Origin of the sequence: Ideonella benzenivorans, from assembly GCF_020387415.1 — a bacterium.
Taxonomy (GTDB): Bacteria; Pseudomonadota; Gammaproteobacteria; order Burkholderiales; family Burkholderiaceae_C; genus Ideonella; species Ideonella benzenivorans.
In genome coordinates this window covers 69,011-82,431 of record NZ_JAGWCB010000001.1, presented here as the reverse complement: position 1 = coordinate 82,431, position 13,421 = coordinate 69,011, and the positions used below count along the sequence as shown (strand labels likewise).

Genomic DNA, 13,421 nt, shown 5'->3' with positions numbered 1-13,421 from the left:
GAGAGACGATGAAGGGACACGGACTGCAGGACCTGGGCCGCTTGCGCGCCGAGCTGCGCCGTGCCCAGGCCGAGGCGGCGGCCGAACGGGCCCGCCAGGCGGCCGAGCAGGCCCGGGCCGAGGCTGAGCGCCATTTGTTCAGCCACGCGGTCGGGCCGGTCCAGCCTTTGAAGATGGACAACCGCGCCGTCGCCAGCCGCCCGCTGCCCGCCCCCATCCCCCGCCAGCGCGAGCTGGATGAGCAGGCCGCGCTGAAGGCCGCGCTCTCGGACGAGGTGGATGTCGAGTCGCTGCTGCTGACCGATGACGGCCTGAGCTTTCGCCGGCCCGACATCGGCCCCGACGTGGTGAGCAAGCTGCGCCGGGGGCACTGGAGCATCCAGGGCGAGCTGGACCTGCATGGCCTGCGCCGTGACGAGGCCCGCGAGGTGCTGTCGGCGTTCATCCGCCAGGCCCACCAGCACAGCCGCCGCTGCCTGCGGGTGGTGCATGGCAAGGGGTTGGGCTCGCCCGGGCGGGAACCGGTGCTCAAGTCCAAGGTGCAGCGCTGGCTGGCCCAGCGCCAGGAGGTGATCGCCTTCACCCAGGCCAGCGGGCCGCAGGGCGGCGCCGGGGCGCTGATCGTGCTGCTGGGCAGCCGCCGCCATGGCGGCACACCGGCCAGCGGCGGCTGAGGCTCAGTCGGCGCGGTTGCGCATCCAGTCGGCGGTGTCGAACAGCGAGCGCTCCAGCCGGGCCCGCATCTCAGGGGCGATGCCCTGCTCTTCCATGGCCTGGAACATGCACGTCAGCCACTGGTTGCGCTCCTCGACCCCGATCGAGAACGGCAGGTGCCGGGCCCGCAGACGCGGATGGCCAAAGCGCTCGATGTAGTGGTTGGGCCCGCCCAGCCAGCCGCAGAGGAACCAGAACAACTTGTCGCGTGCCTCGTCCAGCGTGCTGCCGTGCCGGGAGCGCAACAGCGCGTACGCGGGCTCCAGGTCCATCAGGTCGTAGAAGCGGTCGACCAGGGCCCGGATGACCGGCTCACCGCCCAATTGCTCGAACGGGGTGGGGCCGGGGGTGGGAGATTCTTCGACGTCGTCGGTACTCATCAGGCGCTCAGGCGGGTGGCGGCCGCCACGATGGCCTGCGCGGCCGGGCTGCCGGGATAGCATTCCAGCAGCAATTGTCGCCGAGTGACCGCGTCCCGCACCGCCGGGTCGGACGGCACTTCGCCGACGAACTCCAGCTTGACCGGCGCATCCAGCCCCGGTGAGACGTAGCGGTCCACCACCTGCTGCAGCTGGCCGCGGATGGCCCGCCCTTCGCCAGGCCGGATGACCTGGTTGATCAGCAGGCGCAGATCGCGCCGCCCATGGGCCGTGGCCAGCACCTTGATCGTGGCATAGGCATCGGTCAGCGCGGTGGGCTCAGGGGTGCTGACGATCAGCACCTCGTCGGCCAGCGAGACGGTGAACAGCACCACATCGGAAATGCCTGCCCCCGTGTCCAGCAGGATGCGGTCGAAGTGCGGCCGCATCTGGCGGATGACATCCAGCAGCTTTTCGCGCACATCGGGCGTCAGGCGGGAATACTCGACCATGCCGGAGCCCGCCAGCAGCACCGAGAAACCGCCCGGCGCCGGCATCACGGCCTCCTCGAGCGAATGCTTGCCGGTGAACACGTCGTGCAGCGTGATCTTGGGATAAAGGTTGAGCACCACGTCCAGGTTGGCCAGCCCGAGGTCGGCATCCAGCACCAGCACGCGCTGCCCCTGCCGCGCCAGGGCGGCGGCCAGGTTGGCGGACGAGAAGGTCTTGCCCACCCCGCCCTTGCCGCTGGTGATGGCGGTGATGCGGGCCTGCCGTGAGGTCCCCGCGGAGGAAGGTGCAAATGAAGTCATGCGTCGTCGTCCTCCGGCACGGCGCCGCCGAAGAGCAGGCCTTTTTCCTCGGCACTCACCGTGGAAACAGGCGTCGGTTCCAGACAAGTGCGGTTGCGCCCCTCGGACTTGGCCCGGTAGAGCTGCAGGTCGGCCCGCTCAACCCAGAGCGAGGCGGTCGACCGCACCCATTGCGGCGCGAAGGCGCCGCCGATGCTCACAGTGACACCCAGCCGCTGATCCGGGCCGGTGTCGATGGAGCGCCCCTCGATGCGGGTGCGCAAGCGCTCGGCCACAGTGTGGGCGAAGGCTGGCGCGCAGTTGGGCAGGATCACCGCGAATTCTTCGCCGCCAATACGGGCCGGCAGGTCCATCGGCCGCACGCATTCCTGCAGGGTGTCGGCCACGGCCTTGATCACCAGATCGCCAACCCGGTGGCCATGGGTGTCGTTGACCCGCTTGAAGTGGTCGATGTCCAGGATCAGCAGCAAGGCGGGCTCCCCCGAGCGCGCGACCCGGTCGATCTCCCGCAGCAGGGCCGATTCGAAGGCCCGCCGGTTGGGCAGCCCGGACAGGGCGTCCCGGCTGGAAAGATCGCACAAGGCGTCGATCAGCCCCTGCAGCCAGACCGCGCTGCCCGGTGCACCGCGCAACTCGCCATGGCCGGACTGCTGCAGCAACTGCATCGCATGGTCCAGCCGCAAGGCGTTCGGATCCGCAAGCATGCGGTGTTCGGTGGTGGTATTCACAGAGTATGTGAAATGGCTGACGTCTGTAGGGGTTTCGGAGCAGTCTAGCAGCGCAAATCGGGGCGCCAGATGCCGAAATAGCGTGGTGAACCCCCCTCAACTCCGGACCTCATGGGACAGCCAATTTCGCACCATTGCCATCAGCCCCCATCGGCCCATCCCACCCGGGTGAGCCGGTCCGAGCGTGTCCGTTTGCCCAAGCCTATTCCCACATGAACGCTTTCCTCGACGCACCGCGCAACCCCACGGCCATCGACGGCGACATCGTGGACCACGAGTTCAGCTTCGGCCCGGCGGATTTCGACCGGGTGCGCAAGCTGATCTACCAGCGCGCCGGCATCAGCCTGCATGAAGGCAAGCGGGCCATGGTCTACAGCCGGCTCTCGCGCCGGCTGCGCGAGACCGGCCATCGCAGCTTCAAGGACTACCTGCAGTGGCTGGAGAGCGCCACCGGCCCGGCCGCCGATCAGGAGTGGGAGCAGTTCGTCAACAGCCTGACCACCAACCTGACGGCCTTCTTCCGCGAGGAACACCATTTCCTGGCCTTTGCCGAGGCCCTCAAGGCCTTCAAGGGCAAGCCACCACGGGTCTGGTGCAATGCCGCGTCGACCGGCGAGGAGCCCTACTCCATCGCGATGGTGCTGGCCGAGGAACTGGGCGAGCACTCCGGCGCCCGCCTGATCGCCAGCGACATCGACACCAAGGTGCTGTCCACCGCGCGGCGCGGCGTCTACACGGCCGATGCCCGCGGGCTGTCGCCCGAGCGCCTCAAGCGCCACTTCCTGCGCGGCACTGGCGCCAACGCCGGCTTCATCCGGATCAAGCCGGACCTGGCGCGGATGATCGACTTCCGCCCCTTCAACCTGATGACGCCGAACTGGTCGATGGGCGAGCCCTTCGACATGGTGTTCTGCCGCAACGTGATGATCTATTTCGACCATGACACCCAACGTCAGGTGCTGCGCCGCATCCACGGCGTGATGCGCCCCGGCGGGCTGCTGTTCGTCGGTCATTCCGAGAATTTCACCGACGCACGCGAGCTGTTCGTTCTGCGCGGCAAGACGATCTATCAGCGCGTCTGAACGGAGCCGCCCCATGGTCACCTCTTCCCTCCCCGCGGCCCGCAGCAGCGTGCCCCCCCTGGTGCCTTCCGGGGGTGGGACCCGCACCGCCCGCCTGGAACGGCTCAAGGCCCAGCCCCGCAAGCCGGGTGAAGCCTCGTTCTTCTTCTACGACGCCCATTTCAAGAATGAAGCGGTGAAGGTGCTGCCCGGCGAGTACTACGTGGACAACGAGGACATCCTCGTGATGACCACGCTGGGCTCCTGCATCGCCGCCTGCCTGTGGGACCGCAACGCCCGCGTCGGCGGCATGAACCACTTCATGCTGCCCGAGGGTGCCGGCGACTCCGGCCGCTATGGCAGCTACGCGATGGAACTGCTGATCAACGAGATGATGAAGCGCGGCGCCTCGCGCATGACGATGGAGGCCAAGATCTTCGGCGGCGGTGCGGTGATCAGCGGCATGAACACGATCAACGTGGGCGAGCGCAACACCAAGTTCGTGACGGACTTCCTGGCCACCGAGCGCATTCCCATCGTCTCGAAGGACGTGCTGGACATCTACCCACGCAAGGTCTGCTTCCTGCCGGCCAGCGGCAAGGCCATGGTCAAGCGCCTGGCCCCGGCCAGCGCCGATGCCCTGGTGGCCCAGGACCGCCTGGCCGCCCAGCGGGCGGTGCCGGTGGCCACCGGCGGCGGCTCCATCGACCTGTTCTGACCCCCCATACCAACAAAACTCTTCTAGGAGGACGCCTGACATGCCCAAGACGACCGTCGTGGTGGTGGACGACTCGGCCCTGGTGCGCAGCCTGTTGGCTGAGATCATCAACCACCAGCCGGACATGACCTGCATTGGCGCCGCTGCGGATCCGTATGCCGCGCGCGAGATGATCCGCAACCTGAACCCGGACGTGATCACGCTGGATGTGGAGATGCCGCGCATGGATGGCATCGACTTCCTCTCCAAGCTGATGCGCCTGCGTCCGATGCCGGTGGTGATGGTCTCCACGCTGACCGAACGCGGCGCGGAAGTGACCCTCAAGGCGCTGGAGCTGGGCGCGGTGGACTTCGTCGCCAAGCCGAAGATCGGCATCGCCGACGGCCTCAAGCAACTGGCCGAGGAGATCACCGAGAAGGTCCGCATCGCGTCCAAGGCCCACATCAAGCGCATGGTGCAGCCCACCACCCCGGCCCGCCCGGCGGCAGCCGGTGGCGCGGTGGCGGCAGTGTCTGCCGTGGCGTCCGGTGCCGTCAGTGGCACCGCCCGCCCGGCCGTGTCCTCCGGCCTGGGGCGCATCTCGACCGAAAAGCTCATCTTCATCGGCGCCTCCACCGGCGGCACCGAGGCCACCAAGGAAGTGCTGCTGGGCCTGCCGCCCGATGCCCCGGCCGTGGTCATCACCCAGCACATGCCACCGGGCTTCACCCGCAGCTACGCCGCCCGCCTGGACGGGCTGTGCCGCATCCGGGTCAAGGAAGCGACCGATGGCGAACGCATCCTGCCGGGCCACGCCTACATCGCCCCGGGGGGCCTGCACCTGAGCGTGGAGCGCTCCGGCGCCAACTACATCGCCCGCGTGCGTGACGGCGAGCCGGTGAACCGCCACAAGCCCTCGGTGGAAGTGCTGTTCGAATCTGCCGCCCGGGTGGTCGGGCCCAATGCCTTCGGCATCATGCTGACCGGCATGGGGGCCGATGGCGCCAAGGCCATGCGGATGATGCGGGACGCCGGGTCCTACAACTACTGCCAGGACGAGGCCAGTTGCGTCGTGTTCGGCATGCCACGCGAGGCCATCGAGGCCGGCGCCGCGCACGAGGTGCTGCCGCTCACCCAGATCGCCCCGCACCTGATGGACAAGCTGCGCCAGACCCATGGCGCCCTGCTGCACCGGGTCTGAACCCGCCGGTGCCGCGCCGGCTCAGGCCTGCGGCACCAGGTAGCGCCGCTCCCAGGCGGAGATTTCCGCCAGGTAGTGGTCGTGCTCCAGCAGCTTGACCGCCAGGTAGGCCCGCACGAAGTCCGCCCCCAGCAGCGTGGCCGCATGGGGGCTGCCCGCCATGCGCTCGTAGGCCACCATGAAGGTGCGCGGCAGGTCATGCGCCTGGTCGTAGCCATCCCCCACCAGGGGCTCGCTGGGCGCCAGGCCCTGCTCGATGCCGGCCAGCCCCGCCGCCAGCGAGGCCGCGATCGCCAGGTAGGGGTTGGCGTCGGCCCCGGCGATGCGGTTCTCCACCCGCCGGGCCGCGGGCGCGCTGGTGGGCACGCGCAATCCGGCCGTGCGGTTGTCGGGGCCCCATTGCAGGTTGATCGGCGCCTGGCTGCCGCTGACATAGCGGCGGTAGGAATTGACGAAGGGCGCGAAGACCAGCATCAGGTCGGGCAGATGGGCCTGCAAGCCCCCGATGAAGTGGCTGAACACCGGTGTGGCGGCCCCGTCGGCATCGCTGAAGATGTTCTGGCCCTGGGCATCCACCACGCTCTGGTGCAGGTGCATGCTGCTGCCCGCCTCGCCAGCCATCGGCTTGGCCATGAACACGGCGTTCATGCCATGGCGCAGCGCGATCTCCTTGGCGGCGTACTTGAACAGAAAGGCCTGGTCGGCCACCTGCAACGGGTCGCCGTGCAGCAGGTTGATTTCGTACTGGCTGGTGCCCACCTCGTGGATCCAGGTGTCGGCGGCAATGCCCAGCGTCTCGATCGCGGCGTGGAACTCGTCCCAGAACGGCGCCAGCGCGTTCAGCTGGTTCATGCTGAAGGCCGACTGCCCCACCTCGGCCTGGCCGGCGCGTCCGGCCGGCGGGCGCAGCGGCTGGGCCGGGTCGGTCACGGCGGCGGTCAGGTAGAACTCGATCTCCGGCGCCACCACCGGGGCCAGCCCCCGGGCCGCATAGCGCGCCAGCACGTTCTTCAGCACCGAACGCGGCGCAAAAGCGCACAGCTCGCCAGTCAGCTCGACACAGTCGTGCACCGCCAGGTAGCGCGGCACGCTGGCCCAGGGGGCCGGCCGCAGCGTGCGCAGGTCGGGCACCAGGCGCACATCCGGGTCCTCGTCGGGGAAGATCTCGTCGTAGGAGTACTCGCCCGTGACGCACTGCATCGAGATGGCCTGGGCGATGCGCAGCTCCTGCCCGCGGGCAAAGGCCGCGGCCGGCATCAGCTTGCCGCGCGGGTAGCCGGACACATCGGGGAACAGGCACTCCACGTCCCGCACGCCCTCCGTGCGAAAGCGTTGCAGGAGGTCGTCGGGCACAGGGGTGGTGGACATGGGATGGCCCGGCGGGCGGGCGGCAAGGTCAGAGGAAGAGTTCCTGCAGATCGCTGAGGAAGTCGAAACCCCGCGCGGTCGGCCGCAACAGCGGCCCCTGCGGGCTGTCCCGTCGTTCTAGCAAGCCGCGGGCCACGGCCGCTTCCACGGGGCGGGCGATGGCCGAGGGTGGCAGGCCGGTGCGTTCACCGAACAGGGCCTCGTCAAAGCCCTCGCGCAGACGCAGCGCGTTGAGCATGAACTCGAAGGGCAGCGCCTTGCGGCTCACCTCCTCCTCGTTGGAGACGGCCCGGCCTGCCAGGGCCTCGCGCATGTAGGCAGCGGGCTCGCGCCACTTCACCTGGCGCAGCACCCGGTGCGGGAAGCTCAGCTTGCCATGCGCGCCGGCGCCCAGGCCCAGGTAGTCACCGAACTGCCAGTAGTTGAGGTTGTGCGCGCAACGGTGGCCAGGGCGGGCGTAGGCCGACACCTCGTAGCGTTCCAGCCCCGCCTCGGCGGTGAGCTCGACCAGCCGGTCCAGCATCTCGGCACTGGTGTCCTCGTCGGGCAGCACCGGCGGCCGGTTGGCGAACTGGGTGTTCGGCTCCAACGTCAGGTGGTAGAGCGACAGGTGCGGCGGCTGGAAGGCCAGCGCGGTGCGCAGGTCGGTCTCCAGCCCGGCCAGGTCCTGCCCGGGCAGCGCATACATCAGGTCGAGGTTGAAGGTGTCGAACACCTGCCCGGCGAGCTCGGCAGCGGCCAGGGCCTGGGCACGGTCGTGCACCCGGCCCAGGGCCTTCAGCTTGGCGTCGTCAAAGCTCTGCACCCCGATCGACAGCCGCGTCACGCCCGCGGCACGGAAGGCCCGGAAGCGCCCGGCCTCGAAGGTGCCAGGGTTGGCTTCCATCGTCACCTCGCAGCCGGGTTGCAGCGGCAGCAGCAGACGCAGATCGTCCAGCAGGCGGGCGATGCCCTCCGGCGAGAACAGGCTGGGCGTGCCCCCGCCCAGGAACACGCTGTGCACCGGGCGCCCCCAGACCAGCGGCAGGCTGGCCTCCAGGTCGGCGCGCAGCGCGTCCAGGTAGCGCGACTCCGGCATCTCACCGACCGCCGCGTGCGAATTGAAATCGCAGTAGGGGCACTTCTGCAGGCACCAGGGCAGGTGCACATAGACCGACAGCGGCGGCGGCGCGCCCAGCTGCAGGGTGCCCGGGCGCAGGTAGCGGTCGGTCAGGCTGAGCGCGCTGGCCGCGCCCGGCGACGGCGAGGTGTCGCGCGTCATGCGCCCAGGTGCCAGTCGCGGCGCAGGCGCTCGACCATCTGGGCCGCGGCCAAGGCGCGGTGGCTGTGCGCGTTCTTGGTCTCGGCCGGCAGCGCGGCCACGGTGCAGCCGAAGGCCGGGATGAACATCAGCGGGTCGTAGCCAAAACCGCCCTGCCCTTGCGGCGCGGTCAGGATCTCGCCGCCCCAGCGGCCGAAGGCGATCAGCGGCTCCGGATCGGCCGCCGAGCGCACCGCCACCAGTGTGCACACGAAGGCGGCTCGCCGGTCGGTGACGCTGTGCAGCCGCTGCAGCAGCAAGGCGTTGTTGGCCTGGTCCTGCAACGCCCGGCGGGCTTCGCGTTCCAGCCCGGCGTCAGCTTCCAGCGGCGCGAACACCGCGCTCTGCACGCCCGGCTCGCCACCCAGCGCGTCGACGCACAGGCCCGAATCATCGGCAATGGCCGGCAGCCCGGTGGCCTGGGCCGCGTGGCGCGCCTTGGCCAGCGCGTTCTCGATGAAGGTGATGTGCGGCTCCTCGGCCTCGCTGACCCCCAGCGAGCCCTGGGTCACCAGCTCGATCGGCAGGCTGCCGAACAACGTCCCCAGCTCCTTGAGCTTCTTGGCGTTGTTGGAGGCCAGCACCAGACGCAGTGGCGCGCTCATGGTCTCAAGCCTCCTTGGGCAGCGGCTGGGCCAGCGCCGCCTTCTGCAGGCCCACCAGCTCGCCGATGCCGGCCGTGGCCAGGCCCAGCAGCCGGTCCATCTCGGCCCGGGTGAAGGGCACGCCCTCGGCGGTGCCCTGGATCTCAACGAAGCCGCCGGCGCCGGTCATCACCACGTTCATGTCGGTGTCGCAGGCGGAGTCCTCAACATACTCCAGGTCCAGCAGCGGCGTGCCCTCGACGATGCCGACCGAGATCGCGGCCACCTGGTCACGGATGGGCGAAGCCTGCAGCAGCCCTTGGGCGATCAGCGTCTGCACCGCATCCTGCGCAGCCACGAAAGCGCCGGTGATGGCCGCGGTGCGGGTGCCGCCATCGGCCTGCAGCACATCGCAGTCCAGCGTGATGGTGCGCTCGCCCAGCGCCGCCAGGTCGAACACCGCGCGCAGCGAGCGGCCGATCAGGCGCTGGATCTCCTGCGTGCGGCCGGTCTGCTTGCCCTTGGCGGCCTCGCGGGCGCTGCGGGTGTGGGTGGCGCGCGGCAGCATGCCGTACTCGGCCGTCACCCAGCCCTCGCCGCTGCCCTTCTTGTGCGGCGGCACCTTCTCCTCGACCGAGGCGGTGCACAGCACGCGGGTCTGGCCGAACTCGATCAGCACCGAGCCCTCGGCATGGCGGGTGTAGCCGCGGGTGATGCGCACCGGACGCAGTGCATCGGCGGCACGGCCCAGGGTTCGTTGGTAGCTCATGGATTCGGATCCTTCTGAAAGAAAGCGGCCGCCCCAGGCGAGGCGGCCGCAGAAAAGGGCGGGGAGCCGATCAGTCGTTCGGCTTGCGCGAGGTGCGGCGGATGGCCTCGTTGATCTCGCGGATCGAACGCTCGATCTCGGCCTCGTCGAGATCACCGGTCGCGCTGTCACCCAAGGTAGCCTGGATGGTCGAGGCAAAGACGTCCTCGCCCAGCGAGCGGGTGGAGATGCCGACGGTGGAGTCGGCGTCCTCCACGGTTTCCCACTCCACGCCCAACAGCGTGACGTTGTCGGAATGGGGGCCACCGTTGCGCAAGGCCTCCTCGACCAGATCCGGCACCGCATCCTGCAGCGCCCGGGTGCTGAGCATGTCGACGATGACCTCGTCGCTCACACTGCTCCACAGGCCGTCAGAGCAGACGACGATGCGGTCGCCCGGCAGCAGCGGCACCGGCCCCACCGTGTCCACCACCGGCTTGCCGGGGCTGCCCAGGCAAGTGAACAGCACCGAGCGGTTGAAGCGCGCGTCGATGGGCACCACATGGGCCAGGCTTTCCTGCAGCTCCATGTAGGAGTGGTCACGGGTGCGGGCCTGCAACTGGCCCTTGCGCACCAGGTACAGGCGCGAATCGCCGCAGTGCGCCCAGTAGGCCGCGTTGCCCTGCAGCACGCAGGCCACGACCGTGGTGCGCGGGGTGTCCACCAGGGCCCGCTCGGTCGCGTAGCGCAGCAGCTGGTGGTGACCTGACAGGATGGCCTCCTGCAGGAACCGGATCGGGTTCTTCAACGAGGGCTTGGCCTCGCGCTGAAAGGCGGCGGCCAGCGCCTGCAGCGCCAGCTGCGACGCCACCTCCCCTTCGGGGTGGCCACCCATGCCGTCGGCCAGCGCGAACAGGCCGGACTCCCGCGTGTAGCAGTAGCCCATCCGGTCCTCGTTCTTCTCGCGCCCGCCCTTGCGGCTGATCTGGTAGACGGAAAACCTCATCACGGCACCTGTGCTGGTCTGGGGCGCGCCATCAGGCGCGGCTGCTGCTCTTGAGGTTCTCGATCTGCAGCTTCAGGCGCTCGGTGAAGCCGAGCGAGGTGTAGCGGCGCTCGGTCTCGCGCGAGAGCTCCTTCTGCAGTGCAAACACGCTTTGCGGGCGCGACAGCGGGTCGAGCGACATGCACCACTCGGTGACCTCGATCAGATTGTCGGAGTAGACGTTGCGCATGCGCGAGAGCGACAGCTGCAGGCGGTCCTTCTCAATGCGCTGCGGCGCATCGTTGGGCGGGTAGCCCTGCATGCAGGCATAGATGCAGGAGCCGATGGCGTAGATGTCGGTCCACGGGCCCAGTGAGCCGTCACGGCGGTACATCTCGGGGGCGGCAAAACCGGGCGTGTACATCGGCCGGATGAAGTTGCCTTCCTTGCTCAGCACCTCGCGCGCCGCGCCGAAGTCCAGCAGCACGGCCTTGTTGTCGTTGGTGATGAAGACGTTGGCCGGCTTGATGTCCAGATGCAGCATCTTGTGCTGGTGCACGATGCGCAGCCCGCGCAGGATCTCGTCGAACAGCGAGCGGATGGTCGACTCGCGGAACACCTTGTCGCGCTTCAGGTCGCGTGCGGTGACGATGAAGTCCTGCAGGGTGTCGCCCTGCAGGTAGTTCATCACCATGTAGACGGTTTCGTTCTCGCGAAAGAAGTTCAGCACCGAGACGACGCTGGGGTGGCTGATCTGCGCCAGTGAACGGCCTTCCTCGAAGAAGCTCTTCAGGCCCAGCCGGTAGAGCGGCTGCTTCTCGGGTTTGACGCGGGGGATCAGTTCGCCAGGCGCCCGCTCGGCCAGCGAGGCCGGCAGGTATTCCTTGAGCGCGACCAGGTGGCGGCTCTCATCCTCGGCGAGGTAGACCACGCCAAAACCGCCGGCGGCCAGCTTCTTGACGATCTGGTAGCCACCGACCACGGTGCCCGCAGGCAGCGGGGCGGGTTTCGGCTTTGACATAATCGGGTTTTTGCTTCCTGCAAAAGCTTCATGCCAGTTTACAGCATGACCGGCTTCGCCAGCGCGAGTGCAAGCCCGGTTACAGACGGCGACACGGCCGTTCCCAGCGTGACCGTGGAGGTCCGCACGGTCAACAGCCGTTTCCTCGACATCGCCTTCCGTCTGCCCGACGAACTGCGCCAGACGGAACCCGCGCTGCGCGAGCGCTTGACCACGGCGCTGCGCCGCGGCAAGGTGGAGTTGCGCGCGGCCGTGGGCCGTGGCACCGACGACGCCCTGCCCCAGCCCAGCACGGACCAGCTCAACCGCCTGTCGCGGCTGGAGTCCACCATTCAGGGTTGGCTGCCCAAGGCCCAGCCGCTCTCCGTCCATGAGGCGCTGCAGTGGTGCCGTGGCGGCAGCACCAGCGCGGCACCGACGGCCGCACTGGACGAACTGGTGCAACAGGCCACCAAGGCGGCGATCGACAGCCTCAAGCAGGCCCGGGCCCGCGAAGGCAAGCGGCTGGTGGCCATGCTGCTGGACCGCATCGGCTCGCTGCGCGAACTGGCCGCCCAGGCCGAACCGCTGGTGCCCGCGGTTGTGCAGAAACAGCAGGAGCGCTTCCTGGAGCGCTGGCAGGAGGCCCTGGCCAGCGCGAGCGACAGCGGCAACGGCGTGTCCGTCGAGTCGGCCCGTGAACGGGCCCTGGGCGAAGCCGCAGCCTTCGCCATCCGCATCGACGTGGCCGAGGAGCTCACCCGGCTGGTGGCGCACCTGGACGAGATCGAACGCCTGCTCAAGGCCGGCGGCGAGCTGGGCAAGCGCCTGGATTTCCTGATCCAGGAACTGCACCGCGAAGCCAACACCCTGGGCTCCAAGTCGGCGGCGCTGGAGCTGACCGGCATCTCCGTGGACATGAAGGTCCTGATCGAGCAGATGCGCGAGCAGGTCCAGAACATTGAATGAGCGCCCCGATGGAAACCCCCGGCAACCTCTTCGTGGTGGCCGCACCCAGTGGTGCCGGCAAGTCCAGCCTGGTCAAGGCCCTGCTGGAACTGGATTCGCACCTGCGGGTGTCCATCTCACACACCACCCGGGCGCCCCGCGGCCAGGAACAGCACGGCCGCGAATACTGGTTCATCGGCACCGATGAATTCCAGGGCATGGTCGCGCGTGGCGAGTTCTTCGAATGGGCGGAAGTGCACGGCAACCGCTACGGCACGTCGCGGGTGGGCATCGAGCAGCGGCTGATGGCCGGCGAAGACGTGGTGCTGGAGATCGACTACCAGGGCGCGCTGCAGATCAAGCAGATCTTCCCGAACGCCGTGCTGATCTTCATCCTGCCGCCCAGTTGGCAGGAACTGGAACAGCGCCTGCGCCGACGTGGCGAAGACCACCCCGACGTGATCGCCCAGCGCATGGTGAATGCGCGCATCGAGGTGGCGCAGGCCCGGCATTTCGACTACGTTATAATCAACGGCTTGTTCGAGACGGCGCTCTTTGACCTCAAGACCGTCGTCCATTCGCAGCGTCTCAAGTATGTGACGCAGCGGCGCGCCAAATCGGCCGTGTTCACCGCGCTCGATCTGGCCTGAGAAGCCGCATCCCGTTTGCAGAATTCACCATCAGGAATTCACATGGCCCGCATCACCGTCGAAGATTGCCTGAAGAAGATCCCCAACCGCTTCCAGCTGGTGCTGGCAGCAACCTACCGGGCCCGCATGCTGAGCCAAGGCCACGCGCCCAAGATCGAATCCAAGAACAAGCCCAGCGTGACGGCGCTGCGCGAGATCGCCGCTGGCGAAGTCGGCGTGGAGATGCTGCGCAAGGTTCCGACCTGAGCCCGCATCGGGTCAACCCG

Annotated in this window: 16 protein-coding genes; 7 read left to right on the top strand and 9 right to left on the bottom strand. The window is 68.6% G+C overall.

What is annotated here, in order from left to right; all coding sequences use genetic code 11:
- Positions 1-8 precede the first annotated feature (8 nt).
- Entirely contained in the window at positions 9-674 is a 666-nt protein-coding gene (locus tag KGA65_RS00335) for a Smr/MutS family protein (RefSeq protein WP_225861150.1), read from the top strand.
- A gap of 3 nt (positions 675-677) precedes the next feature.
- Here KGA65_RS00335 and KGA65_RS00330 read toward each other — a convergent pair whose 3' ends face one another.
- Genes KGA65_RS00330 through KGA65_RS00320 form a run of 3 tightly spaced genes read right to left on the bottom strand, consistent with a single transcriptional unit; the run spans position 678 to position 2,589 of the window.
- Positions 678-1,094, bottom strand: a complete 417-nt coding sequence (locus tag KGA65_RS00330; RefSeq protein WP_225861149.1) for a group II truncated hemoglobin — start codon at positions 1,092-1,094, stop codon at positions 678-680.
- The gene (locus tag KGA65_RS00325; RefSeq protein WP_225861148.1) at positions 1,094-1,885 is read right to left on the bottom strand and encodes a MinD/ParA family protein; all 792 of its coding nucleotides are present in this window, start codon (positions 1,883-1,885) and stop codon (positions 1,094-1,096) included. The genes KGA65_RS00330 and KGA65_RS00325 overlap by 1 nt, the downstream gene beginning before the upstream one ends.
- Positions 1,882-2,589, bottom strand: a complete 708-nt coding sequence (locus KGA65_RS00320) for a GGDEF domain-containing protein (RefSeq protein WP_225861147.1) — start codon at positions 2,587-2,589, stop codon at positions 1,882-1,884. Before KGA65_RS00320 ends, KGA65_RS00325 begins: the two co-directional genes overlap by 4 nt.
- A gap of 236 nt (positions 2,590-2,825) precedes the next feature.
- Here KGA65_RS00320 and KGA65_RS00315 point away from each other — a divergent pair, with 236 nt between their 5' ends.
- From KGA65_RS00315 to KGA65_RS00305, 3 genes are read left to right on the top strand one after another with little or no spacing between them, the layout of a single operon-like run.
- The gene (locus KGA65_RS00315; RefSeq protein WP_225861146.1) at positions 2,826-3,695 is read left to right on the top strand and encodes a CheR family methyltransferase; all 870 of its coding nucleotides are present in this window, start codon (positions 2,826-2,828) and stop codon (positions 3,693-3,695) included.
- Positions 3,696-3,708: 13 nt separating this feature from the next.
- A complete protein-coding gene (cheD, locus tag KGA65_RS00310; RefSeq protein ID WP_225861145.1) occupies positions 3,709-4,392 on the top strand; it encodes a chemoreceptor glutamine deamidase CheD in 684 nt (227 codons plus the stop codon).
- Positions 4,393-4,432: 40 nt separating this feature from the next.
- Positions 4,433-5,572, top strand: a complete 1,140-nt coding sequence (locus tag KGA65_RS00305) for a protein-glutamate methylesterase/protein-glutamine glutaminase (RefSeq protein ID WP_225861144.1) — start codon at positions 4,433-4,435, stop codon at positions 5,570-5,572.
- A 21-nt stretch (positions 5,573-5,593) separates the two neighbouring features.
- Here the strand turns inward: KGA65_RS00305 and KGA65_RS00300 are convergent, their stop codons facing one another.
- The 6 genes from KGA65_RS00300 to KGA65_RS00275 form a co-directional block, all read right to left on the bottom strand.
- Positions 5,594-6,940 carry a glutamine synthetase family protein gene (locus tag KGA65_RS00300; protein ID WP_225861143.1) on the bottom strand — a complete coding sequence of 449 codons (1,347 nt, stop codon included), beginning with the start codon at positions 6,938-6,940 and terminating at the stop codon, positions 5,594-5,596.
- A gap of 28 nt (positions 6,941-6,968) precedes the next feature.
- Positions 6,969-8,201 carry a radical SAM family heme chaperone HemW gene (gene hemW, locus KGA65_RS00295; RefSeq protein ID WP_225861142.1) on the bottom strand — a complete coding sequence of 411 codons (1,233 nt, stop codon included), beginning with the start codon at positions 8,199-8,201 and terminating at the stop codon, positions 6,969-6,971.
- On the bottom strand, positions 8,198-8,845 hold the full coding sequence (locus KGA65_RS00290) for a non-canonical purine NTP pyrophosphatase (RefSeq protein WP_225861141.1): 648 nt from the start codon (positions 8,843-8,845) through the stop codon (positions 8,198-8,200). Before KGA65_RS00290 ends, hemW begins: the two co-directional genes overlap by 4 nt.
- 4 nt (positions 8,846-8,849) lie before the next feature.
- Positions 8,850-9,593, bottom strand: coding sequence for a ribonuclease PH (gene rph / locus KGA65_RS00285; RefSeq protein ID WP_225861140.1), 744 nt, complete (start codon positions 9,591-9,593; stop codon positions 8,850-8,852).
- Between the two features lie 70 nt (positions 9,594-9,663).
- The gene (locus KGA65_RS00280) at positions 9,664-10,578 is read right to left on the bottom strand and encodes a PP2C family protein-serine/threonine phosphatase (protein WP_225861139.1); all 915 of its coding nucleotides are present in this window, start codon (positions 10,576-10,578) and stop codon (positions 9,664-9,666) included.
- Positions 10,579-10,609: 31 nt separating this feature from the next.
- On the bottom strand, positions 10,610-11,578 hold the full coding sequence (locus tag KGA65_RS00275; protein ID WP_225861138.1) for a serine/threonine protein kinase: 969 nt from the start codon (positions 11,576-11,578) through the stop codon (positions 10,610-10,612).
- Between the two features lie 30 nt (positions 11,579-11,608).
- On the opposite strand from KGA65_RS00275, the gene KGA65_RS00270 reads away from it, so the two are divergent.
- From KGA65_RS00270 to rpoZ, 3 genes are read left to right on the top strand one after another with little or no spacing between them, the layout of a single operon-like run.
- On the top strand, positions 11,609-12,526 hold the full coding sequence (locus KGA65_RS00270) for a YicC/YloC family endoribonuclease (RefSeq protein WP_225861137.1): 918 nt from the start codon (positions 11,609-11,611) through the stop codon (positions 12,524-12,526).
- Between the two features lie 8 nt (positions 12,527-12,534).
- Entirely contained in the window at positions 12,535-13,155 is a 621-nt protein-coding gene (gene gmk, locus KGA65_RS00265; protein ID WP_225861236.1) for a guanylate kinase, read from the top strand.
- Positions 13,156-13,197: 42 nt separating this feature from the next.
- On the top strand, positions 13,198-13,401 hold the full coding sequence (rpoZ, locus tag KGA65_RS00260) for a DNA-directed RNA polymerase subunit omega (RefSeq protein ID WP_225861136.1): 204 nt from the start codon (positions 13,198-13,200) through the stop codon (positions 13,399-13,401).
- The last annotated feature ends 20 nt before the right edge of the window (positions 13,402-13,421 follow it).

Bases quoted from the DNA above. Each gene is read 5' to 3' on its own strand.
- KGA65_RS00270 (WP_225861137.1), top strand. From the start codon at position 11,609: ATGCCAGTTTACAGCATGACCGGCTTCGCCAGCGCGAGTGCAAGCCCG.
- rph (WP_225861140.1), bottom strand. From the start codon at position 9,593: ATGAGCTACCAACGAACCCTGGGCCGTGCCGCCGATGCACTGCGTCCG.
- KGA65_RS00305 (WP_225861144.1), top strand. From the start codon at position 4,433: ATGCCCAAGACGACCGTCGTGGTGGTGGACGACTCGGCCCTGGTGCGC.
- KGA65_RS00335 (WP_225861150.1), top strand. From the start codon at position 9: ATGAAGGGACACGGACTGCAGGACCTGGGCCGCTTGCGCGCCGAGCTG.
- KGA65_RS00325 (WP_225861148.1), bottom strand. From the start codon at position 1,885: ATGACTTCATTTGCACCTTCCTCCGCGGGGACCTCACGGCAGGCCCGC.
- KGA65_RS00315 (WP_225861146.1), top strand. From the start codon at position 2,826: ATGAACGCTTTCCTCGACGCACCGCGCAACCCCACGGCCATCGACGGC.
- KGA65_RS00290 (WP_225861141.1), bottom strand. From the start codon at position 8,845: ATGAGCGCGCCACTGCGTCTGGTGCTGGCCTCCAACAACGCCAAGAAG.
- gmk (WP_225861236.1), top strand. From the start codon at position 12,535: ATGGAAACCCCCGGCAACCTCTTCGTGGTGGCCGCACCCAGTGGTGCC.
- rpoZ (WP_225861136.1), top strand. From the start codon at position 13,198: ATGGCCCGCATCACCGTCGAAGATTGCCTGAAGAAGATCCCCAACCGC.
- KGA65_RS00320 (WP_225861147.1), bottom strand. From the start codon at position 2,589: ATGCTTGCGGATCCGAACGCCTTGCGGCTGGACCATGCGATGCAGTTG.
- cheD (WP_225861145.1), top strand. From the start codon at position 3,709: ATGGTCACCTCTTCCCTCCCCGCGGCCCGCAGCAGCGTGCCCCCCCTG.
- KGA65_RS00280 (WP_225861139.1), bottom strand. From the start codon at position 10,578: ATGAGGTTTTCCGTCTACCAGATCAGCCGCAAGGGCGGGCGCGAGAAG.
- KGA65_RS00275 (WP_225861138.1), bottom strand. From the start codon at position 11,578: ATGTCAAAGCCGAAACCCGCCCCGCTGCCTGCGGGCACCGTGGTCGGT.
- KGA65_RS00330 (WP_225861149.1), bottom strand. From the start codon at position 1,094: ATGAGTACCGACGACGTCGAAGAATCTCCCACCCCCGGCCCCACCCCG.
- hemW (WP_225861142.1), bottom strand. From the start codon at position 8,201: ATGACGCGCGACACCTCGCCGTCGCCGGGCGCGGCCAGCGCGCTCAGC.
- KGA65_RS00300 (WP_225861143.1), bottom strand. From the start codon at position 6,940: ATGTCCACCACCCCTGTGCCCGACGACCTCCTGCAACGCTTTCGCACG.